A 20,581-nucleotide genomic window follows, 5' to 3' on the forward strand; every position below is an offset into this window, starting at 1 on the left:
AGCTATCCGGGCAACGGGGCGCATTAAACCTGATTCGCCTCGTCTCGTCAATCAAATTTCTTCAAATTACTGCAGACTGCACAATCTATCATCACTTTGCCGCTATTACACACATTTCAGGCAAACCAGGCGGTCCAGGCGGCGGAAAGAGGCATTGCCAGAAGCAGTGCTGGAAGCATGTTGACTACCGGGAACATTTTAATGCCACAGATGCGCAAACCGGTCGCCAGAAGCAATAAACCGCCTACGGCGCTAAAGTCCGCCATCATCGCCGGTGTCGTTAGCGGTAATATCAGCGCGGCTCCCCAGGCCAGTGTTAACTGGATGATGAGCAATGGAATGCTAATCACTGATACCGCAATCCCCAGAGAGCAGGCGAAGATCATCGCCGTAAAGAAATCAAGAAATGACTTGGCGATTAAAATACTCGGATCGCCGGTCATTCCTTCATTCATCGCGCCGAAGATCCCTGTACCGCTGGCACAAAACAGGACGATAATCGCAACAAAATTTTGAATAAATGATTCATGCGCTGGCTTCTTGTGCGAGTGGCGAAACAGATTTTGCGCTCTGGCAACCGCTGTATTGACTCCTTTCTCCAGCAAACACATTTCGCCGATTAGAGCGCCAAGTAGCGTTGCTAAAACCATCGCCGGAAGGTTGGCGCATTTCACCACCAGTAAAATACCAATCCCCAACGATGCCAGACCAAAAATCGATGTCATTGAGACGCGGATACGTTCCGGTAAACGTTGGCTAAGCAGTGCGCCGAGAATGCCACCCAGTAATACTGCACTCGCGTTGATAAAAGGGCCGATGACCACAAGAGTTCCTGTTAACTGTATTGTTTGATTTTTTTATTATGAACTTTTTGCCCCGTTTATAGCTTGCCTGGACGCAAAGTCCTGGCTTGCACGCTTTAGCGAAAGGTGCCATGATTGCGCGAATTTTCTCCTCTCTGTACGGAGTTTGCCTGATGCATGCCACCTCCTTACATTCTCTCACTCCTCGCCGTTTTGCGCGAAAATATTCCCTTTCCATGTTACTGCTCATGCGGTGAAGTTAACGCACGCTCACTGCAGGACAACAGTAAAATCAGAGCGTTTCTGCTTTTACTGATGTCTGGCGGTCGGAGCTGGTGACCAGTTTGACCCCCATCTCATGGGGCAAGGTTTTTCACCTTGTCCGATATTCTTACCTCCCCGAAACGGGTTTGCGTTTATGAAATCAATGAGTATTGCCGCCAGTAATGAACTGGTTTCCCGACTTTCTACCCATCGTCGCGTGGTGGCGCTGGAAGATACTGATTTTACGGACGTCGCGGCAGTCGTCATTACCGCTGCGGATAGTCGTAGTGGCATTCTTGCGTTACTTAAGCGAACCGGTTTTCATCTGCCGGTATTTTTGTATTCTGACAATGCTGTTGAAGTGCCTGCGGGCGTTACGGCGATTATCAACGGTAACGAGCAGCAGTGGCTGGAGCTGGAGTCTGCTGCTTGCCAGTATGAAGAGAATTTGCTGCCACCGTTTTATGACACGCTGGCGCAGTACGTTGAGATGGGCAACAGCACCTTTGCTTGCCCTGGGCATCAACATGGCGCGTTCTTTAAGAAGCATCCAGCTGGACGCCATTTTTACGATTTCTTTGGTGAGAACGTCTTTCGCGCCGATATGTGTAATGCTGACGTAAAATTGGGCGATCTGCTTATTCATGAAGGATCGGCGAAGGATGCGCAGAAATTCGCAGCCAAAGTCTTTCATGCCGATAAAACCTATTTTGTCCTGAACGGCACATCGGCAGCGAATAAAGTGGTGACGAATGCGCTGTTAACGCGTGGCGATCTGGTGCTCTTCGACCGTAACAACCATAAGTCGAATCATCACGGCGCGCTGATTCAGGCGGGGGCGACGCCGGTCTATCTGGAAGCTTCACGTAACCCGTTCGGTTTTATCGGCGGTATTGATGCGCGCTGTTTTAATGAAGATTATTTGCGCGAGCAAATTCGCGACGTTGCGCCAGAAAAAGCTGAGCAATCGCGCCCGTTTCGCCTGGCGATCATTCAGTTAGGAACCTATGACGGCACTGTCTACAACGCCCGTCAGGTGATCGATACCATTGGGCATCTGTGCGATTACATTCTGTTTGATTCCGCATGGGTTGGTTATGAACAGTTTATCCCGATGATGGCGGATAGCTCGCCGCTGCTGTTAGAACTTAACGAAAACGATCCGGGGATCTTTGTTACCCAGTCGGTGCATAAACAGCAGGCGGGATTCTCGCAGACGTCGCAGATCCATAAAAAAGATAACCATATTCGCGGGCAGGCGCGTTTTTGCCCACATAAGCGGTTGAATAATGCCTTTATGCTCCATGCTTCCACCAGTCCGTTCTATCCGCTATTTGCCGCGCTGGACGTCAATGCCAAAATCCATGAAGGGGAGAGTGGGCGTCGGCTATGGGCTGAGTGCGTTGAGTTGGGGATTGAAGCGCGCAAGGCGATTCTTGCGCGCTGTAAGCTGTTCCGTCCGTTTATTCCGCCCGTTGTCGATGGCAAATTGTGGCAGGATTATCCGACGTCAGTGTTGGCCAGAGACCGCCGTTTCTTCAGCTTTGAGCCAGGAGCAAAGTGGCACGGCTTTGAGGGATATGCCGCAGACCAGTATTTTGTTGATCCGTGCAAGCTGTTACTGACCACGCCGGGAATCGATGCCGAAACCGGTGAATATAGCGATTTTGGCGTACCGGCGACGATTCTGGCGCATTATCTGCGTGAGAACGGCATTGTGCCGGAAAAATGCGATCTCAACTCCATTCTGTTCTTATTAACGCCGGCTGAAAGTCACGAGAAGCTGGCGCAACTGGTGTTGATGCTGGCGCAGTTTGAACAGCATATTGAGGATGATTCGCCGCTGGCTGAGGTGCTACCGAGTGTTTATAACAAATATCCGGTACGCTACCGCGACTACACTTTGCGCCAGTTGTGTCAGGAGATGCACGATTTGTATGTCAGCTTCGACGTCAAAGACCTGCAAAAAGCGATGTTCCGCCAGCAGAGTTTCCCGTCAGTGGTGATGAATCCGCAGGATGCGCATAGCGCCTATATTCGCGGTGAAGTGGAATTGGTGCGGATTCGTGATGCCGAAGGGCGAATTGCGGCAGAAGGGGCGTTGCCTTATCCACCTGGCGTGCTTTGCGTGGTGCCGGGGGAAGTCTGGGGTGGAGCGGTTCAGCGTTATTTCCTTGCGCTGGAAGAGGGCGTGAATTTGCTGCCGGGGTTTTCGCCGGAGCTACAAGGTGTCTATAGCGAAACCGATGCGGATGGCATGAAACGGTTGTACGGTTATGTGTTGAAGTGAGAATAAAAAACGGGTCACCTTCTGGCGACCCGTTTCTCTTTGCGTAATTAGTGGCTAACAGTCTGTGTGCCCGCAGGGACACGAACGTGTTTGTATTTAAACATCGCCATGAACGCGAAGGCCAGAACCACAGAGTAACCTGCGAAAATCAGCCATACGGTCTGCCAGTCGGTAATGCCGTTTTGGGTGTACATCTCAACCACTTTACCGCTCACAATACCGCCGAGGATACAGCCGAAGCCGTTGGTCATCATCAGGAACATCCCCTGCGCACTGGCACGAATTGCCGGGCTGACTTCTTTTTCGACAAACACTGAACCAGAGATGTTGAAGAAGTCGAATGCGCAGCCGTAGACAATCATTGACAGCACCAGCAGTACAGTACCGAACGGAGTCGGGTCGCCATAAGCAAACAGCGCAAAACGCAGGATCCACGCCACAATACTGATCATCATTACGTTCTTAATACCGTAGCGGCTTAAGAAGAACGGGATGGTCAGAATGAACAGAGTTTCCGAGATCTGCGAAATCGACATGATGATCGACGCATGTTGCACGATGAAGCTGCTGGCAAACATCGGATCTTTGTCGAAGCTGTGCAGGAAAGTATTACCGAACATGTTGGTAATCTGCAGTTCCGCACCCAGCAACATCGAGAAGATGAAGAAAATCGCCATACGCTTGTTTTTAAACAGCGCGAATGCATCAAGCCCCAGCAAAGTCGTCCAGCTCTGATTCGCTTGCTGTTTAGCAACCGGAATATGCGGCAGCGTAAAGGTAAATAGCACCAGAACGGCGGAGAGAGCTGCGCCAATATACAGCTGCATGTGGCTTAATTCGAAGCCAGACAGGCTCACCACCCACATCGCCATAATAAAGCCGATGGTGCCCCAGATACGGATTGGCGGGAAATCCGTCACAATATCCAGCCCGGCATTTTGCAGGCGATAGTAGGAGATTGTGTTGATTAACCCAAGCGTTGGCATATAAGCAAACGAGTTAATCAATATCACAAGGAACATCGCCTCCGGCGTGGTGACTTGCGCCGCCATGAAGAGCGTGATCGCGCCGATAGTGTGACAAATGGCGTAAACCCATTTCGCACTTAACCATTTGTCGGCCACAATCCCCAGCAACGCAGGCATAAAGACAGCGGCGATACCCAGTGAACTATAAACTGCGCCGATAGAAGCACCGTCGAACTTCAGGGTAACAAACATATAGGAGCCGAGGGTCGTCAGCCAACTTCCCCACAGGCAGAACTGCAGAAAAGAGAGAATTTTCAGCTGCAGCTTAAGATTCATGTTAATTTCCTCACATCATGATGCGGATGAGTGTTTCAAAAAGCACATTTGACCGTGCAAGATGATGCGATTCTATCAACTTCACTGACTGTTTTTTTGTTACCCGTGGCAAATAATTGCAAATAATATCGTTTTGCAAAACATAATTGTGATGTGGATAACACTTTTGCCCCAGGACATCGTCAAGGGGCGATAAGTGCAATTATCGGCGACGGTAAGATTTTTGCGCCGTGTTCACTTTATAAAGATAGCGGCGAGATTCCGCAGAAGGATGGCGGGTCGTTAGCGTCTGATAAACATCGCCCGGGGTCATGGTATTAATAATATTAGCAGCTTGAATCTTATCGTTAGAGAAAACGCGTAACACGCTGCCTGCACCACCGTTATAAGCGGTGATGACGGCATAACGCCGCGACGTTGGGTTATCAATGCCGCCAAGATAAACATTGTTCAGCATCGCCAGATACGCAGTGCCGGTATCAATATTGCTGGCAGGATCAAACAAGAAACTGCGGCTCGGCGTGCCGGATTTCCCCTGCGAGCGGAACACATCTTTCCCGGCAGTATGTTGTACCACCTGCATTAATCCCAGCGCATCGGAACGGCTGACCGCATACGGGTTAAAGGAAGATTCGGTCTGCATAATCGCCAGAATCAGCGACTCATCAACGCCATATTTCCGTGACGCCTGGCGGACCATGCCGAGATATTTGTGCGCACGTTTATCAAGGTGGTTCGGCACCATGTTAATGGTGACGCTGTAGATGATACGCAGCCCGTTGCTGCGGCTTTTCAGATGGTTTTTCAGCAGATAATCCGCGAAGTTGCTTGCGCGACCTTCCCAGCGAATCGGCTGCCCGGTGTTGTCCACCACCTGACCGTAAAGAAAAGGTTCTTTCGAAATCGTAATATCATCAACGTCGGAATAGAGATCGACCGAACTCGGATCATCCCCCATCAGTAACGTTTTGATAATTGCCCGACGCAGATGTGCGGCAGGTTCTGTCCCGGCGATGGTTTCGATAGTGATCGTACCGTCATCAAAGTTGATGTGGCTGCGGGTCTGGTATTGATCGGTGTATTTCACGTAGTCCTTAGGACCGGCGATCACCACCTCTTTGAATCCCCAGATGTTCTCAATATTGTGGGCAAATTGCCCCATCAGAATATCAAAACCGTTGGTATCTTTGACCCAGGCTTCATTATAGGTATCGCCTTTTTTGGTCGTCGAACAGGAGATGAGCAACGGCGCAATCAAAGCCAGCGCGAGATATTTTTTCATCATTCCGGGTGCGTGTTGTGTTTGTTTTTATGCAAGTTGCCGGAGGCGTACTCCGGCTCTGTTTTTATTTTTTATCTTCCGGCGTATAGCCCTCGATATGCACCTCTTTACCCTCGAACAGGAAGTTGACCATCTCCTGCTCCAGCAGCTTGCGGTGCTCGGCATTCATCATGTTGAGTTTCTTTTCGTTAATCAGCATGGTTTGTTTGTGCTGCCACTGCGCCCAGGCTTCTTTGGAAATCTCGTTGTAGATGCGTTTTCCCAGTTCGCCGGGGTATAGCTGAAAATCCTGACCTTCTGCTTCACGCTGCAGGAAAGTACAAAAAATCGTTCTGCTCATAAATCATCCTCTTTATCGACTCACGCGCTAAACCGGCGCGCCAGTGCGTAACTGCTGTAACAAACGCTCCACGGGAGCCGCCAGACCAACTGACGGCGGTTGCGCTAAGTTATACCAGAGCGCATTGCCTTCATCCATGCAACCGGTGAATGACGACACGGGAAGCCACATAGGCACAATATCTAAATGGAAATGGCTGAAGGTATGCCGAAACGCAGTGAGTTGCGTCAGGCTATCAGTAGCAATCTGCCGTTGCGCCAGCCACTGCCGCAAACTTTCTTCGTCGGCAAACTGCGGGAAACAGTATAAACCGCCCCACAATCCGCTCGGCGGACGCTGCGCCAGAAATACTTCATCTTCGTGCTGTAACAGCAAAAAGTAGCCGGTGCGCTCCGGTAATGTCTGTTTCGGTTTTTTGCCCGGATAAAGCGACCAGCTATTGTTGGCGGCGGCAATACACCCGTTTTGTAGCGGGCAGAGCGAACACTTCGGCTTCGAGCGCGTACAAATCATCGCGCCTAAATCCATCATCGCCTGATTAAACCGCTCCACGCCGACGGCGGGCGTAACCTGCTCGCTTAAACTCCACAGTTTATTTTCGACCTCTTTTTTCCCTGGCCAGCCGCTTACAGCATAGCAGCGTGCTAACACGCGTTTGACGTTACCGTCGAGAATCGGAAAGTGCTTACCCAGAGAAAGCGAGAGGATCGCGCCTGCGGTGGAGCGTCCGACGCCCGGCAGCGCGGCGACTTCCTCAAAGGTTTCCGGGAATTTACCGTCGTGTAAGGTGGCAACTTGCTGTGCCGCTTTATGCAGATTGCGCGCGCGGGCGTAATAGCCAAGCCCGGTCCACAAGTGGAGAACTTCGTCCAGCGGCGCGTTGGCGAGATCGGTCACCGTCGGGAAGCGCGCCATAAAGCGTTCAAAATAGGGGATAACGGTCGCAACCTGAGTTTGTTGCAACATCACTTCTGAGAGCCATACTTTGTAGGGCGTCTTGTCAATTTGCCAGGGCAGAGTTTTTCGCCCGTATTTATCGTACCAGTCCAGAACCAGGGCTGAAAATTGCGACGCTTGCATGGTCACCGAATTCATTGTTGTTGGGGGCAAGATTGCAGCACAGCGACGGCAGGGTGTAAACCGGAACTTTCCGCAGCCACGGCCTTATCATGCTTGCATCCGGCAACTAACTTTGGATAATGCCCGTTTTCAGAACACTTTCACAAGCGACTAAATCTTTATGAAAAACGACGTCATCTCACCGGAATTTGATGAAAACGGCCGCCCATTGCGCCGTATCCGTAGTTTTGTGCGCCGCCAGGGGCGACTGACCAAAGGCCAGGAACATGCGCTGGAAAACTACTGGCCGGTGATGGGCGTTGAGTTCAGCGAAGATATGCTGGATTTCCCTGCGCTTTTTGGCCGTGAAGCGCCAGTGACGCTTGAGATTGGTTTCGGCATGGGCGCTTCGCTGGTGGCAATGGCTAAAGAGCGCCCGGAGCAGGACTTCCTCGGCATTGAAGTGCATTCGCCGGGCGTTGGCGCTTGTCTGGCTTCTGCGCATGAAGAAGGGTTAGATAATCTGCGTGTGATGTGCCATGACGCAGTCGAAGTGCTGCATAAAATGATTCCTGACAATTCATTGAGCATGGTTCAGCTCTTTTTCCCTGACCCGTGGCACAAAGCGCGCCATAATAAACGCCGTATCGTTCAGGTGCCGTTTGCTGAGCTGGTAAAAAGCAAACTGAAACTGGGGGGCGTATTCCATATGGCGACCGACTGGGAACCTTATGCGGAACATATGCTTGAAGTGATGTCTTCCATTGACGGTTATAAAAACCTGTCAGAGAGCAACGATTACGTACCGCGCCCGGCATCACGTCCGGTGACGAAATTTGAACAACGTGGTCATCGTCTTGGTCACGGAGTATGGGACTTAATGTTCGAGAGGGTGAAATAATGGCAAAGAACCGTAGCCGTCGTCTGCGTAAAAAAATGCACATCGACGAATTCCAGGAATTAGGATTTTCGGTGGCATGGCGATTCCCGGAAGGTACATCGGAAGAACAAATTGATAAAACCGTTGATGACTTTATTAACGAGGTTATCGAACCGAACAAACTGGCCTTTGACGGCAGCGGCTATCTGGCCTGGGAAGGTCTGATCTGTATGCAGGAAATCGGCAAATGCACCGAAGAACATCAGGCGATTGTGCGTAAGTGGCTGGAAGAGCGCAAACTGGATGAGGTACGCACCAGCGAACTTTTCGACGTTTGGTGGGACTAAGAAAACATACGGGCGATGACAAATGCAAAACTGCCTGATGCGCTACGTTTATCAGGTCTACAAAGATGCACGATCGAGTAGGCCGGATAAGGCGTTTACGCCGCATCCGGCATGGACAACGCGCACTTTGTTATCAATCTGGGCCAGCAAATGCTGGCCTGATTTGTTCTTGAGGGAAGATTATGATGCGCAAAATGCTGCTGGCGGCAGCACTTTCAGTGACGGCAATGACCGCTCACGCCGACTACCAGTGCAGCGTCACGCCGCGTGACGATGTGATTGTCAGCCCGCAAACCGTGCAGGTGAAGGGCGAAAACGGCAATCTGGTGATCACGCCAGACGGCAACGTGATGTACAACGGCAAACAATATTCTCTGAACGCTGCCCAACGCGAGCAGGCGAAGGATTATCAGGCAGAATTGCGCAGTACGTTACCGTGGATTGATGAAGGCGCGAAAAGCCGCGTCGAGAAAGCCCGTATCGCGCTGGATAAAATTATCGTTCAGGAGATGGGCGAAAGCAGCAAAATGCGCAGCCGTCTGACCAAACTGGATGCGCAGCTTAAAGAACAGATGAACCGCATTATCGAAACGCGCAGCGATGGCCTGACGTTCCACTATAAAGCTATCGATCAGGTTCGCGCCGAAGGCCAGCAGTTAGTGAATCAGGCAATGGGCGGTATTTTGCAGGACAGCATTAATGAAATGGGCGCGAAAGCGGTGCTGAAAAGCGGCGGTAACCCATTACAGAACGTGCTGGGAAGCCTGGGGGGGCTGCAATCCTCAATCCAAACCGAGTGGAAAAAGCAGGAAAAAGATTTCCAGCAGTTTGGCAAAGATGTCTGTAGCCGTGTCGTAACACTGGAAGATAGCCGCAAAGCCCTGGTCGGGAATTTGAAATAATCCTCTATTTTAAGACGGCATAATACTTTTTTATGCCGTTTAATTCTTCGTTTTGTTACCTGCCTCTAACTTTATAGATCTCCAAAATTCATTCACGTTGTAAATTGTTTAACGTCAAATTTCCCATACAAAGCTAAGGGATAATACGTAGCGTTCACGTAACTGGAGGAATGAAATGGAGTTTTTCAAAAAGACGGCACTTGCCGCACTGGTTATGGGTTTTAGTAGTGCAGCATTAGCATTACCGAATATCACCATTTTAGCGACCGGCGGGACGATTGCCGGCGGTGGTGACTCCGCAACCAAATCTAACTACACAGCGGGTAAAGTTGGCGTAGAAAATCTGGTCAATGCGGTGCCGCAACTGAAGGACATTGCGAACGTTAAAGGCGAGCAGGTAGTTAACATCGGCTCCCAGGATATGAATGATAATGTCTGGCTGACGCTGGCGAAAAAAATTAACACCGACTGCGATAAAACCGACGGCTTCGTTATTACCCACGGTACTGACACGATGGAAGAAACCGCTTACTTCCTCGACCTGACGGTGAAATGTGACAAGCCAGTGGTGATGGTAGGTGCAATGCGCCCGTCCACGTCCATGAGCGCAGACGGCCCATTTAATCTGTATAACGCGGTAGTGACCGCAGCCGATAAAGCCTCCGCCAACCGTGGTGTGCTGGTGGTGATGAACGACACCGTGCTTGATGGCCGTGATGTCACCAAAACTAATACCACCGATGTAGCGACCTTCAAATCTGTTAACTACGGTCCGTTGGGTTACATTCACAACGGTAAGATTGACTACCAGCGTACTCCGGCACGTAAGCACACCAGCGACACGCCGTTCGATGTCTCTAAGCTGAATGAACTGCCGAAAGTCGGCATCGTTTATAACTACGCCAACGCATCCGATCTTCCGGTAAAAGCACTGGTAGATGCAGGCTACGACGGTATCGTTAGCGCCGGTGTGGGTAACGGCAATCTGTATAAAACCGTGTTCGACACCCTGGCGACCGCTGCGAAAAACGGCACTGCGGTAGTGCGTTCTTCCCGCGTACCGACGGGCGCAACCACTCAGGATGCCGAAGTGGATGATGCAAAATACGGTTTCGTCGCCTCTGGCACGCTGAACCCGCAAAAAGCGCGCGTTCTGCTGCAACTGGCGCTGACGCAAACTAAAGATCCACAGCAGATCCAGCAGATTTTCAATCAGTACTAATCGCCTCGCCCCGGTATCGTGCCGGGGCTTTTTCACTTCAGACTCACATCCATTGCCAATTGTTATTACCATGATGATAATCACTGGAATAAATTATTTCTCGCGAGGGTTTTCTGGTGAAAAAGCAATGGATTGTCGGCACGGCGCTGTTTGTGTTGATGTCTGGTAATGGCTGGGCCGATGGCGAACCGCCAACTGAAAATGTCTTAAAAGATCAATTCAACAAGCAGTATCACGGTATTCTCAAGCTTGACGCCATCAGTTTAAAAAACCTTGATGCGAAAGGTAATCAGGCTACCTGGTCAGCGGAAGGCGATGTTTCTTCCTGTGATGATCTCTATACCTGGGTTGGTCAACTGGCAGACTACCAACTGCTGGAAAAGACCTGGACGAAAGATAAGTCCGTAAAATTTTCGGCGATGTTAACCAGTAAAGGAACACCTGCGTCTGGCTGGACGGTGAACTTTTACTCTTTTCAGGCGGCAGCCAGCGATCGTGGGCGGGTGGTCGACGATATCAAAACGAATAATAAGTATCTGATCGTGAATAGCGAAGATTTCAATTATCGCTTTAGTCAGCTTGAGTCAGCGTTGAATACCCAGAAGAACTCGATTCCTGCGCTGGAAAAGGAAGTGAAAGAGCTTGATAAGCAAATGGCGGCGGCGCAGAAAGCAGCGGATGCATATTGGGGAAAAGATGCAAACGGCAAGCAAATGACCCGCGAAGACGCCTTTAAAAAAATTCACCAACAGCGTGATGAGTTTAATAAACAGAATGATAGCGAGGCGTTCGCGGTTAAATATGACAAAGAGGTTTATCAACCGGCGATTGCGGCATGTCATAAACAAAGCGAAGAGTGTTATGAAGTGCCGATTCAGCAGAAACGGGATTTCGATATCAACGAACAGCGGCGACAGACCTTTCTGCAATCACAAAAACTTAGCCGTAAATTGCAGGATGACTGGATAACGCTCGAGAAAGGGCAATATCCGTTAACGATGAAAGTTTCAGAAATAAACAGTAAAAAAGTCGCGATATTAATGAAGATTGACGATATCAATCAGGCGAGCGATCGCTGGAAAAAAGATACCGAACAATTACGACGTAATGGGGTGATTAAGTAATTATTGCGATGACGTATGACCTGTAGCCGGATGCTGCGTTCACGCCGCATCCGGCTACAAGTTTACTCCGCCAGAAAAAGCTCCAGCAGCGAATTTAAAAACAACTTCCCATGTTCCGTTATCTGCCAGTAATCCGCACACTCAGTAAGATAACCCTGAGCGATAGCCTCGTCTAACTGTGGACGTATCACCTCTTCAGAAAGACCTGTGTACTGGCTAAACTCCACGCGCGGTGCGGCTTCCAGCAAACGGAAGCGATTCATAAAGAACTCAAAGGGCTTGTCTGCGGCTTCCACATCGCGCTGGCTTTCCAGATACCTTCCCTGCATAAAGCCGCGCGGGTGTCGCGTTTTGGTGGTACGCAGAATGCGACCGTCCGGGAAGGTGACTTTGCCGTGCGCACCGCAGCCGATGCCAATATAGTCACCAAATCGCCAGTAGTTGAGATTGTGCTGGCATTGATAACCCGGTTTGGCGTAAGCGGAGGTTTCATATTGCTGATAACCCGCTGCGGTTAATAACTGATGCCCCTGTTCGAAAATATCCCACAGCGCGTCGTCGTCCGGCAGTACCGGCGGGCGTGAACCAAACAGCGTATTAGGTTCGATGGTCAGTTGATACCAGGAAAGATGCGGCGGATTCAGTTCAATAGCCTGGCGCAGATCGCCAAGCGCCTCTTCCAGCGATTGATCCGGCAGCCCATGCATTAAATCAAGGTTAAAGCTACGCAGCCCCAGCTCGCTTGCCAGTTTTGCAGCACGCTTCGCTTCTTGCGGGCCATGAATACGTCCCAGCCGTTTCAGCTTTTCTTCGCTAAAACTCTGTACCCCAATAGAGATACGATTTACACCGGCACGCTGATAATCAACAAAGCGATCGGCTTCTACCGTACCGGGGTTCGCTTCCATGGTAATTTCTGCATCCGCTGCCAGCGGCAAACGCGCACGCACGCCGTCCAGCAGCGTTTGCATCGCCGAGCCGGAAAGCAGGCTCGGCGTACCACCGCCAATAAAGATTGTCTTTACTTCACGGTTCTGTGCGTAAACGACATCGTTGTCCAGATCGCTAAGCAGATGCTGAACATAATCGTCGTGCGGCACTTCCCCTTTCAACGCGTGAGAGTTGAAATCGCAGTACGGGCATTTCTGCACGCACCACGGGATGTGAATGTAAAGACTCAGCGGCGGTAATTTAACCATTACGTAAAGCGTCCAGCAGAAGTTTCAATGCCTGACCACGATGGGAAATGGCGCTCTTTTCTTCGCGGGTCAGTTCGGCAGCGGTTTTGCCTTCGGAAGGCACGAAGAAAATTGGATCATAACCAAAGCCGCCAGTACCGGAAGGTTCACGGGTAATCACGCCCGGCCAGCTGCCGTGACATACCAGCGGAGTGGGATCTTCCGCGTGACGCAGATACACCAGCACACAGTGGAAGCGAGCCTGACGTTGGTCGTCCGGTACGTCTTTCAGTGTTTCCAGCAGTTTTTGCAGATTCTTTTGATCGGTCGCGTCTTCACCGGAATAACGCGCGGAGTAAATCCCTGGCGCGCCACCCAGCGCATCTACCGCCAGACCGGAGTCGTCGGCAATCGCCGGTAAACCGGTCGCTTTTGCCGCGTGGCGCGCTTTCAGAATCGCGTTTTCGATAAAGGTCAGGCCGGTTTCTTCGGCGGAATCAACGCCAAGCTCCGTTTGAGCCACGATATCAAGACCGAAGTCGCTAAGCAGCGACGCCAGCTCACGCACTTTACCGGCATTGCCGGTTGCGAGGACAACTTTTTGCATAGGATACCTAATTAATTAACGCCGCGATTTCTGGCGGGATTTGTTGCGGATTAATGATTTTAATTTGTTTGTGGCGGCCAAGTTCGCCTTTTTCTATCACCACCTGGCTTTTGGCTACCCGGAATTGCTTACCGAGAAATTTCACCAGATGGCTGTTGGCCTGGCCGTCAACCGGCGGCGCGGTAATGGCGACTTTTACCTCGTCGCCATGTAAACCGACAATAGAATCACGGCTGGCTTTTGGCTGAATATAAAGCCGCAAAACCAGACCGTCATCGTTAACTGTTACGGCACTCATAACGCCATCCACAGCCCCGGCAGCAGCATGTTTCCTGTCGCCTGTAATACTTCTGCGACACCCATATTGATGACATACAGCAGCAGAACGAGGATCATCGGCGAGAAATCAATCCCACCCATTGCCGGCAGCAGGCGGCGAATTGGACGCAGCAGCGGATCGGCAAGCTGAATCAGCACGTATTCAATCGGGCTACGACCCTGGCTTACCCAGCTCATAATCGCCATCACCAGCAGTACCCAGAAAATCAGCAGGCCGATGGTTTTCAGCAGAATTAATAAACCGGCAATCCAGATGATTGGCAGGAAGGTCACCACTTTAAACAGCACAATGGCTTTGATGAAACTGAGAATATAGGCAACCAGCAGCGAGGCACTGTCAATGGGTCCCATTGCCGGAATAACGCGGCGCAGTGGCCCGATAATTGGCTGTGTCACTTTCACCACAAACTGTGAGAAAGGGTTATAAAAATCACAATGAGCCCACTGCATCCAGATGCGTAATAACAGCACCATGGTATACAGCTCAATGACCGTTGAAAGCAGGAAAGTCAACGTATTCATGGCGTTCCTTTAATTCCTTATTTTTTAGAGTAATCACGCGCACCAAAGATGGCTGTGCCGATGCGAACCATTGTGCTACCTGCCGCAATGGCGGCTTCCATATCGTCCGACATCCCCAGAGAGAGCGTATCGACATGCGGGTAGCGCGTTTTCAGTCCGGCAAATGCTACAGCCATTTGGCGTGCAACTTCAAACTGCCTTACATATTCTGACTCAGGCGCCGGGATAGCCATCAGCCCGCGCAGGCGTAGACGCGGTAGTTCAGCAACCGCAGCCGCCAGTTCGTCCAGTTCTGCCAGTTGAATCCCGGACTTACTGTTTTCATCACTAATATTAATTTGAATCAGTACGTTAAGAGGGGGGAGTTCTGCCGGTCGCTGGTCGTTCAGGCGGGTAGCGATACGCAAACGGTCGATGGTATGACACCAGTCGAAATGCTCTGCCACCAGGCGACTTTTGTTGGACTGTAGCGGACCAATAAAATGCCATTCTAATCCTGTTACGCCCAGCTCCTGAAAGTGGCGAATTTTATCTACCCCTTCCTGAACGTAGTTTTCACCAAATTGACGCTGCCCGGCATCAATGGCTTCTGCGATGGCGCTCGCAGGTTTTGTTTTACTGACTGCAAGCAGCGTAATTTCTTCTGGAGAACGGCCGCAACGCGTTGCAGCCGCTGAGATTTTGTCCCGGACCTGTGCCAGGTTATGCGCAATATCGTTCATTTTCCGAGGATCTTAGTATGAATATGGAAGAAATTGTGGCCCTTAGTGTAAAGCATAACGTCTCGGATCTACACCTGTGCAGCGCCTGGCCCGCACGATGGCGCATTCGCGGCAGAATGGAAGCTGCACCGTTTAACGCACCGGACGTGGAAGAGCTACTGCGGGAGTGGCTGGATGACGAGCAGAGGGCGATATTACTTGAAAATGGTCAGCTTGATTTTGCCGTATCGCTGGCGGAAAACCAGCGGTTGCGCGGCAGTGCGTTCGCGCAACGGCAAGGTATTTCTCTGGCATTACGGTTGTTACCTTCGCACCGTCCACAGCTCGAACAGCTTGGCGCACCACCGGTATTGCCGGAATTGCTTAAGAGCGAGAATGGCCTGATTCTGGTGACGGGAGCGACGGGGAGCGGCAAATCTACCACGCTGGCGGCGATGGTTGGCTATCTCAATCAACATGTCGATGCGCATATTCTGACGCTGGAAGATCCTGTTGAATATCTCTATGCCAGCCAGCGATGTTTGATCCAGCAGCGAGAAATCGGTTTGCACTGTATGACGTTCGCATCGGGATTGCGTGCCGCATTGCGGGAAGATCCCGATGTGATATTGCTCGGAGAGCTGCGTGACAGCGAGACAATACGTCTGGCGCTGACGGCGGCAGAAACCGGACATCTGGTGCTGGCGACCTTACATACGCGCGGTGCGGCGCAGGCCGTTGAGCGGCTGGTGGATTCATTTCCGGCGCAGGAAAAAGATCCCGTGCGTAATCAACTGGCGGGGAGTTTACGGGCGGTGTTGTCACAAAAGCTGGAAGTGGATAAGCAGGAAGGGCGCGTGGCGCTGTTTGAATTATTGATTAACACGCCAGCGGTGGGGAATTTGATTCGCGAAGGGAAAACCCACCAGTTACCACACGTTATTCAAACCGGGCAACAAGTGGGGATGTTAACTTTTCAGCAGAGTTATCAGCAGCGGGTGGGGGAAGGGCGTTTGTGAGGCGAAATTGGTTGATTAGCTTCGTAAATATGCCTGATTCGCTACGCTTATCAGGCATACAAACTCAGCATCCGGCAATGAACGTCTGATGCGACGCTAACGCGTCTTATCAGACCTACAGCCGTTGCCACATGTAGGCTGGATAAGGCGTTTACGCCGCATCCGGCAAGATGACGGTAATGACAATTCGCCAGGCTTATAAATCGCCTTAATAACCCTGCTCGAAATAACTTTCGAGAATGATAACCGCAGAGGCAGAGTCGACTTTACCTTTGTTGAGTGCCCGGTAACCACCTTGTTCAAAAAGCCCGGAACGCGCTTCTACGGTGCTAAGACGCTCGTCATGTAGCTTTACTTCAATACCGAAACGACCATGAATACGGTTGGCGAATTTACGCGCCCTGGCGGTTAATGGCTGTTCGGTGCCGTCCATATTCAGCGGCAAACCGACGATGATTTCGTCCGGCTGCCATTCTTTCAGTAAACGTTCGATGATGTTCCAGTCCGGCGTACCGTCCTGAGCTTTAATTGCAGGCAAAGGGCGAGCGGTGCCGGTAATACGTTGACCTACCGCCACACCAATGCTTTTAGTGCCGAAATCAAAGGCGAGTAAGGTTCCGCTCATCAGGCGTGCCCCGCCACACCAGGCATAGTGAGAATATCAACACCAATCAGTCTTGCCGCATCGCGCCAGCGGTCGGCAATCGGCGTTTTGAACAGAATATTCAGATCTGCCGGGGCGGTTAGCCAGGCGTTGTCGAGAATCTCTTGTTCCAGCTGGCCTTTATCCCAGGAGGCGTAACCCAACGCCACCAATACGTCAGACGGTTGTTTATCGGTGCCGAGCGTTTCAAGTACATCGCGGGAGGTGGTCATCACCGTGTTGTCTGAAATGCGAATACTGGAAGCAAAATTAGAGGGCGGAGTATGCAAAATAAACCCGCGATCTTCAGCCAGCGGACCACCGAGCATAACCGGTTTATCCAGACGGATTGATTCATCACGCGGCTCCGGCGTGATCTTCAGCTTTTCCAGAATCCCTTCAATTTTGAGATTTTCCAGCGGCTTGTTGACGATGATCCCCATTGCACCATTGGTATTATGTTCGCAAATGTAGATCACGGAACGACGGAAAATCGGATCCTGGAGAGCAGGCATGGCAATAAGAAAGTGATGCTGTAAATTCATTGTCAGAGGTTCTGTTTCCTGGTTCAAAAAAGCAACAGCGCCCAGTATGCGTGGAAAGAAGGGCGCTGTCACTCAGAGTCTCAACGAGATCCCTCTCGTTAAACTGGGTTATTGCTGCTGTAAACGTGCTTCTATGGCATCCATTAACATTCCGGTGATCGAGACCGGAAACTCTGCTTCAATCTCACGAATACAGGTTGGGCTGGTGACGTTAATTTCAGTCAGACGGTCGCCGATAATATCCAGGCCAACAAAGATAAGCCCTTTTTCTTTCAGCGTCGGCCCGACCTGGCGGGCGATTTTCCAGTCACTTTCAGTTAGCGGACGAGGTTCGCCACGACCACCGGCAGCCAGATTGCCTCGGGTTTCGCCACCCTGCGGAATACGTGCCAGACAGTACGGCACCGGCTCGCCATCGACGACCAGCACGCGCTTGTCGCCATCTTTAATGGCAGGCAGATAATTCTGCGCCATGCAGTAGCGCGTGCCGTGTTCAGTCAGGGTTTCGGCTATCACGCCGAGGTTCGGATCGCCTTCTTTCACCCGGAAAATAGACGCACCGCCCATACCGTCCAGCGGCTTAAGGATAATGTCGGTGTGTTTTTCCCAGAACGCCTTCAACTGTGCTTTATTGCGCGTGACCAGCGTTTCCGGTGTTAAGTCAGAGAACCAGGCGGTAAACAGTTTTTCGTTACAGTCGCGCAGGCTCTGCGGCTTGTTAACAATCAGCGTACCTTTCTCTTCGGCACGTTCCAGAATGTAAGTGGCGTAGATAAACTCGGTATCAAACGGCGGATCTTTACGCATTAGGATCACGTCGAGATCGGCCAGTGGCAGATCTTGCTCCCCCGTAAACTCGAACCATTTATCGTAGTTTTGTTCAACGCTCAGAGTACGCGTATGAGCACGGGCTTCACCGTTAATCAAATAGAGATCGGCCATCTCCATATAGTGAAGTTCGTAACCACGACGTTGTGCTTCCAGCAACATAGCGAAACTGGAATCTTTCTTGATGTTGATGTTTGCGATGGGGTCCATCACGATGCCGAGCTTGATCATTATTCTTCTCCGTTAGCCCAAATCGCCAAATCGTACTTGTAGCGCGGTAATGGCGGTGAGCGCAGTTGTCTCTGTACGCAAAACGCGAGGTCCCAACAGGATATCAGTAAATTGATAGCGGGCAGTCATGGCAATTTCATCTGCCGATAAACCGCCTTCCGGGCCAATCAGCAGGCGGACGCGTTCAACCGGTAACGGCAACGTATTGATGCTGTTACTGGCGCGCGGGTGAAGATTCAGTTTCAGCCCTTCATCCTGCTCTGCACACCAGGCTTCCAGATCCATCGCTGGACGGATTTCCGGCACCCGGTTACGACCACACTGCTCACAGGCAGCAATTGCAATCTTCTGCCACTGCTGGAGCTTCTTGTTCAGACGTTCGCTATCCAGTTTAACGCCGCAGCGTTCAGAAAAAAGTGGCGTAATGAGGCTTACTCCAAGTTCGATCGATTTCTGGATAGTAAATTCCATTTTTTCACCGCGCGACATCACCTGACCGAGATGAATATGCAACGGGGATTCACGATCGTCGAGCTGACCTTCCAGCACTTTTACTTCGACACTTTTTTTGCTGGCGCTGGTAATTTCTGCGTCAAAGACCTGGTTGCTGCCGTCAAACAATTGCAACGCCTGTCCAGGTCCCATACGCAGCACACGTCCGATATGGTTGGCGGCATCTTCGCAAAGCGCGATGTGAGAGTTGCTGATAAGTGGTTCTGGATGATAAATGCGGGGGATACGCATGGTTAAAAATCCGCGTCGTCTCCCCACGCGGTTGTCCGCGTGGGGTAGGGGTTAACAAAAAGAATCCCGCTAGTGTAGGTTAGCTCTTTCGCGCCTGGCAAGCGCGTTGCACATACGGGTTATGATTGCCTTGCATCTTCGCAATACGTTCGTCGCGCTCGCACTCCCAGTCGGTCACCGGATACATCTTGTTCCAGGCGTTAAAAAGCTGCGTTTGTTGGCGTGAGAGTGTCAGGTTGTACTGGTCACGCATGTAGAAATAAGTTCGTGCAATGATGCCTCGCGTATGAGCGGGTGGTTCAGCCACTTTTTCTTTGAAATCCACCTTCATGGCACACTGCCCGTACTGCCCTTCGCCGCCGTTCCACTGACTATACATAAAATTGCCGCGATCGCCGTTCACTTCGCCTATTGCGGGCTGAAGGTTATGCATATCGCTTTCCATTTTGCGATAAACCGGATCTTTGGCGCAGTTTTTACGTCCACCGTCTTGCCAGCACTGACGCTGGTGACCGAACTGCCAGGCAGGAACCACATGTTCCCACTCTACGCGGCTGGCGCGGTTTTCATTTTTGCGCACCTGGTATCCGCACGACTCCAGATCCACGATGCCTTTTTTACCCTGCCAGTTGATTTTACATCCGCAGTAAAATGTTCCCGGCACATCAGCGTAGACTTTTACCGCTGCTGTTTTCGCCTGGGAAAAACTATTGATGCCTTCGGCCAATGCAGGGCCGGAAAATGCTGCGCTCAGTACCACCGCAGCCACAGACAAATTACGGTACATCACTTACTCCGTGTTAAAACGAGCGAGCAACGTAGCGAAAGTTGTTTTGGTATGCAATCAGCCAGATCAGTAAAATTCCTGATAGTTCTACTGGTTATTGGGCAACCAGTTGTTCACCGCAGTGAACGCAGCGATAGACGGCCTCTCCACGCACCACGCGGTTATGGCGGCGCACGGTAAGCTGATGCTCCTGGCATTTACAGCGGTAAGGGAAGGTGTTGCGGCGCACGGATTGTAGCTCAAACTGATGCGTGCGGCGGGCGGGAACGCCCAGCACGCTTTCCATCATCCACTTCCACTCTTTACCATGCGGCGCCACGCGACCGAAGTGTTTCCAGACCAACAGATGCGCCAGTTCGTGCGGCACCACTTCTTCTATAAAAGCCTCGCTGTTTTCCATCAGCAGCACCGGATTGAGGCGAATTTCATAGCTGTCCAGCCATGCTGTTCCGGCGGATGTACCACGCTGGGTGTACGAAATTTTTGGCTCCGGGTAATTACGCCCCAGCTTCAGGTTGGCCTGGGCGAGTTTTTCCCGCAGGCGACGCATAACGGCCTGTTGGATGGCGATAGGGAGACGGGAAGTTTTCATAGCGGCTGAGGATAAAGCGAAGAAAAGA

24 protein-coding genes are annotated in these 20,581 nt (G+C 51.2%); 8 read left to right on the forward strand and 16 right to left on the reverse strand.

The genetic code is table 11. From position 1 onward, the window contains the following. Nucleotides 1-116 precede the first annotated feature (116 nt). On the reverse strand, nucleotides 117-824 hold the full coding sequence (locus EQY_RS0114540) for a DUF554 domain-containing protein (protein WP_000234488.1): 708 nt from the start codon (nucleotides 822-824) through the stop codon (nucleotides 117-119). A 152-nt stretch (nucleotides 825-976) separates the two neighbouring features. Here EQY_RS0114540 and EQY_RS26845 point away from each other — a divergent pair, with 152 nt between their 5' ends. After that, a complete protein-coding gene (locus EQY_RS26845; protein ID WP_237712270.1) occupies nucleotides 977-1,060 on the forward strand; it encodes a hypothetical protein in 84 nt (27 codons plus the stop codon). Between the two features lie 161 nt (nucleotides 1,061-1,221). After that, on the forward strand, nucleotides 1,222-3,357 hold the full coding sequence (gene speC / locus EQY_RS0114545; protein WP_024212592.1) for an ornithine decarboxylase: 2,136 nt from the start codon (nucleotides 1,222-1,224) through the stop codon (nucleotides 3,355-3,357). 47 nt (nucleotides 3,358-3,404) lie between these two features. On the opposite strand, the gene nupG is transcribed toward speC, so the two are convergent. The 4 genes from nupG to mutY form a co-directional block, all read right to left on the reverse strand. Further along, the gene (gene nupG / locus EQY_RS0114550) at nucleotides 3,405-4,661 is read right to left on the reverse strand and encodes a nucleoside permease NupG (RefSeq protein WP_001049787.1); all 1,257 of its coding nucleotides are present in this window, start codon (nucleotides 4,659-4,661) and stop codon (nucleotides 3,405-3,407) included. Between the two features lie 202 nt (nucleotides 4,662-4,863). After that, nucleotides 4,864-5,943 carry a membrane-bound lytic murein transglycosylase MltC gene (mltC, locus tag EQY_RS0114555; RefSeq protein ID WP_024212593.1) on the reverse strand — a complete coding sequence of 360 codons (1,080 nt, stop codon included), beginning with the start codon at nucleotides 5,941-5,943 and terminating at the stop codon, nucleotides 4,864-4,866. A 64-nt stretch (nucleotides 5,944-6,007) separates the two neighbouring features. Beyond that, nucleotides 6,008-6,283: an oxidative damage protection protein gene (locus EQY_RS0114560; protein WP_000091700.1), complete on the reverse strand. Its 276-nt coding sequence runs from the start codon at nucleotides 6,281-6,283 to the stop codon at nucleotides 6,008-6,010. A 27-nt stretch (nucleotides 6,284-6,310) separates the two neighbouring features. Then, entirely contained in the window at nucleotides 6,311-7,363 is a 1,053-nt protein-coding gene (mutY, locus tag EQY_RS0114565) for an A/G-specific adenine glycosylase (RefSeq protein ID WP_024212594.1), read from the reverse strand. 160 nt (nucleotides 7,364-7,523) lie between these two features. Here mutY and trmB point away from each other — a divergent pair, with 160 nt between their 5' ends. The 5 genes from trmB (at nucleotide 7,524) to EQY_RS0114595 (ending at nucleotide 11,817) form a co-directional block, all read left to right on the forward strand. After that, the gene (gene trmB / locus EQY_RS0114570; protein ID WP_000786919.1) at nucleotides 7,524-8,243 is read left to right on the forward strand and encodes a tRNA (guanosine(46)-N7)-methyltransferase TrmB; all 720 of its coding nucleotides are present in this window, start codon (nucleotides 7,524-7,526) and stop codon (nucleotides 8,241-8,243) included. Next, the gene (locus tag EQY_RS0114575; RefSeq protein ID WP_001107564.1) at nucleotides 8,243-8,569 is read left to right on the forward strand and encodes a YggL family protein; all 327 of its coding nucleotides are present in this window, start codon (nucleotides 8,243-8,245) and stop codon (nucleotides 8,567-8,569) included. The genes trmB and EQY_RS0114575 overlap by 1 nt, the downstream gene beginning before the upstream one ends. A 182-nt stretch (nucleotides 8,570-8,751) precedes the next feature. Continuing rightward, complete coding sequence (locus EQY_RS0114585) at nucleotides 8,752-9,471, forward strand: YggN family protein (protein ID WP_000984796.1); 720 nt, start codon at nucleotides 8,752-8,754, stop codon at nucleotides 9,469-9,471. 175 nt (nucleotides 9,472-9,646) lie between these two features. Further along, nucleotides 9,647-10,693 (forward strand): L-asparaginase 2, encoded by a 1,047-nt coding sequence (gene ansB, locus EQY_RS0114590; RefSeq protein WP_000394144.1) that lies wholly within the window; start codon nucleotides 9,647-9,649, stop codon nucleotides 10,691-10,693. 116 nt (nucleotides 10,694-10,809) lie between these two features. Beyond that, on the forward strand, nucleotides 10,810-11,817 hold the full coding sequence (locus tag EQY_RS0114595) for a DUF1202 family protein (RefSeq protein ID WP_000745195.1): 1,008 nt from the start codon (nucleotides 10,810-10,812) through the stop codon (nucleotides 11,815-11,817). A gap of 62 nt (nucleotides 11,818-11,879) precedes the next feature. Here the strand turns inward: EQY_RS0114595 and hemW are convergent, their stop codons facing one another. From hemW to yggS, 5 genes are read right to left on the reverse strand one after another with little or no spacing between them, the layout of a single operon-like run. Then, complete coding sequence (gene hemW / locus EQY_RS0114600) at nucleotides 11,880-13,016, reverse strand: radical SAM family heme chaperone HemW (protein ID WP_000239990.1); 1,137 nt, start codon at nucleotides 13,014-13,016, stop codon at nucleotides 11,880-11,882. After that, nucleotides 13,009-13,602 carry an XTP/dITP diphosphatase gene (locus tag EQY_RS0114605; protein WP_001174758.1) on the reverse strand — a complete coding sequence of 198 codons (594 nt, stop codon included), beginning with the start codon at nucleotides 13,600-13,602 and terminating at the stop codon, nucleotides 13,009-13,011. The genes hemW and EQY_RS0114605 overlap by 8 nt, the downstream gene beginning before the upstream one ends. Before the next feature lie 7 nt (nucleotides 13,603-13,609). Further along, nucleotides 13,610-13,900 carry a DUF167 family protein YggU gene (gene yggU, locus EQY_RS0114610; protein WP_001277222.1) on the reverse strand — a complete coding sequence of 97 codons (291 nt, stop codon included), beginning with the start codon at nucleotides 13,898-13,900 and terminating at the stop codon, nucleotides 13,610-13,612. Next, a complete protein-coding gene (gene yggT / locus EQY_RS0114615) occupies nucleotides 13,897-14,463 on the reverse strand; it encodes an osmotic shock tolerance protein YggT (protein ID WP_001094831.1) in 567 nt (188 codons plus the stop codon). The genes yggU and yggT overlap by 4 nt, the downstream gene beginning before the upstream one ends. Nucleotides 14,464-14,480: 17 nt before the next feature. Then, complete coding sequence (yggS, locus tag EQY_RS0114620; protein ID WP_010347747.1) at nucleotides 14,481-15,185, reverse strand: pyridoxal phosphate homeostasis protein; 705 nt, start codon at nucleotides 15,183-15,185, stop codon at nucleotides 14,481-14,483. A gap of 17 nt (nucleotides 15,186-15,202) precedes the next feature. Here yggS and EQY_RS0114625 point away from each other — a divergent pair, with 17 nt between their 5' ends. Further along, complete coding sequence (locus EQY_RS0114625; RefSeq protein ID WP_071987955.1) at nucleotides 15,203-16,183, forward strand: PilT/PilU family type 4a pilus ATPase; 981 nt, start codon at nucleotides 15,203-15,205, stop codon at nucleotides 16,181-16,183. A gap of 208 nt (nucleotides 16,184-16,391) precedes the next feature. Here EQY_RS0114625 and ruvX read toward each other — a convergent pair whose 3' ends face one another. The 6 genes from ruvX to EQY_RS0114655 all read right to left on the reverse strand — a co-directional run bounded on the left by ruvX (nucleotide 16,392) and on the right by EQY_RS0114655 (nucleotide 20,553). Beyond that, a complete protein-coding gene (gene ruvX / locus EQY_RS0114630; RefSeq protein WP_000017102.1) occupies nucleotides 16,392-16,808 on the reverse strand; it encodes a Holliday junction resolvase RuvX in 417 nt (138 codons plus the stop codon). Further along, nucleotides 16,808-17,371, reverse strand: a complete 564-nt coding sequence (locus tag EQY_RS0114635) for a YqgE/AlgH family protein (protein ID WP_024212596.1) — start codon at nucleotides 17,369-17,371, stop codon at nucleotides 16,808-16,810. The genes ruvX and EQY_RS0114635 overlap by 1 nt, the downstream gene beginning before the upstream one ends. Before the next feature lie 108 nt (nucleotides 17,372-17,479). Further along, nucleotides 17,480-18,430: a glutathione synthase gene (gene gshB / locus EQY_RS0114640; RefSeq protein ID WP_000593253.1), complete on the reverse strand. Its 951-nt coding sequence runs from the start codon at nucleotides 18,428-18,430 to the stop codon at nucleotides 17,480-17,482. Nucleotides 18,431-18,442: 12 nt separating this feature from the next. Further along, complete coding sequence (gene rsmE, locus EQY_RS0114645; RefSeq protein ID WP_010350368.1) at nucleotides 18,443-19,174, reverse strand: 16S rRNA (uracil(1498)-N(3))-methyltransferase; 732 nt, start codon at nucleotides 19,172-19,174, stop codon at nucleotides 18,443-18,445. Between the two features lie 79 nt (nucleotides 19,175-19,253). Then, nucleotides 19,254-19,961: a deoxyribonuclease I gene (gene endA, locus EQY_RS0114650; protein WP_000286195.1), complete on the reverse strand. Its 708-nt coding sequence runs from the start codon at nucleotides 19,959-19,961 to the stop codon at nucleotides 19,254-19,256. 94 nt (nucleotides 19,962-20,055) lie between these two features. Continuing rightward, on the reverse strand, nucleotides 20,056-20,553 hold the full coding sequence (locus EQY_RS0114655) for a SprT family zinc-dependent metalloprotease (protein ID WP_000858393.1): 498 nt from the start codon (nucleotides 20,551-20,553) through the stop codon (nucleotides 20,056-20,058). Nucleotides 20,554-20,581: the final 28 nt, after the last annotated feature.

Origin of the sequence: Escherichia sp. TW14182, assembly GCF_000208525.1 — a bacterium.
Taxonomy (GTDB): Bacteria; Pseudomonadota; Gammaproteobacteria; order Enterobacterales; family Enterobacteriaceae; genus Escherichia; species Escherichia ruysiae.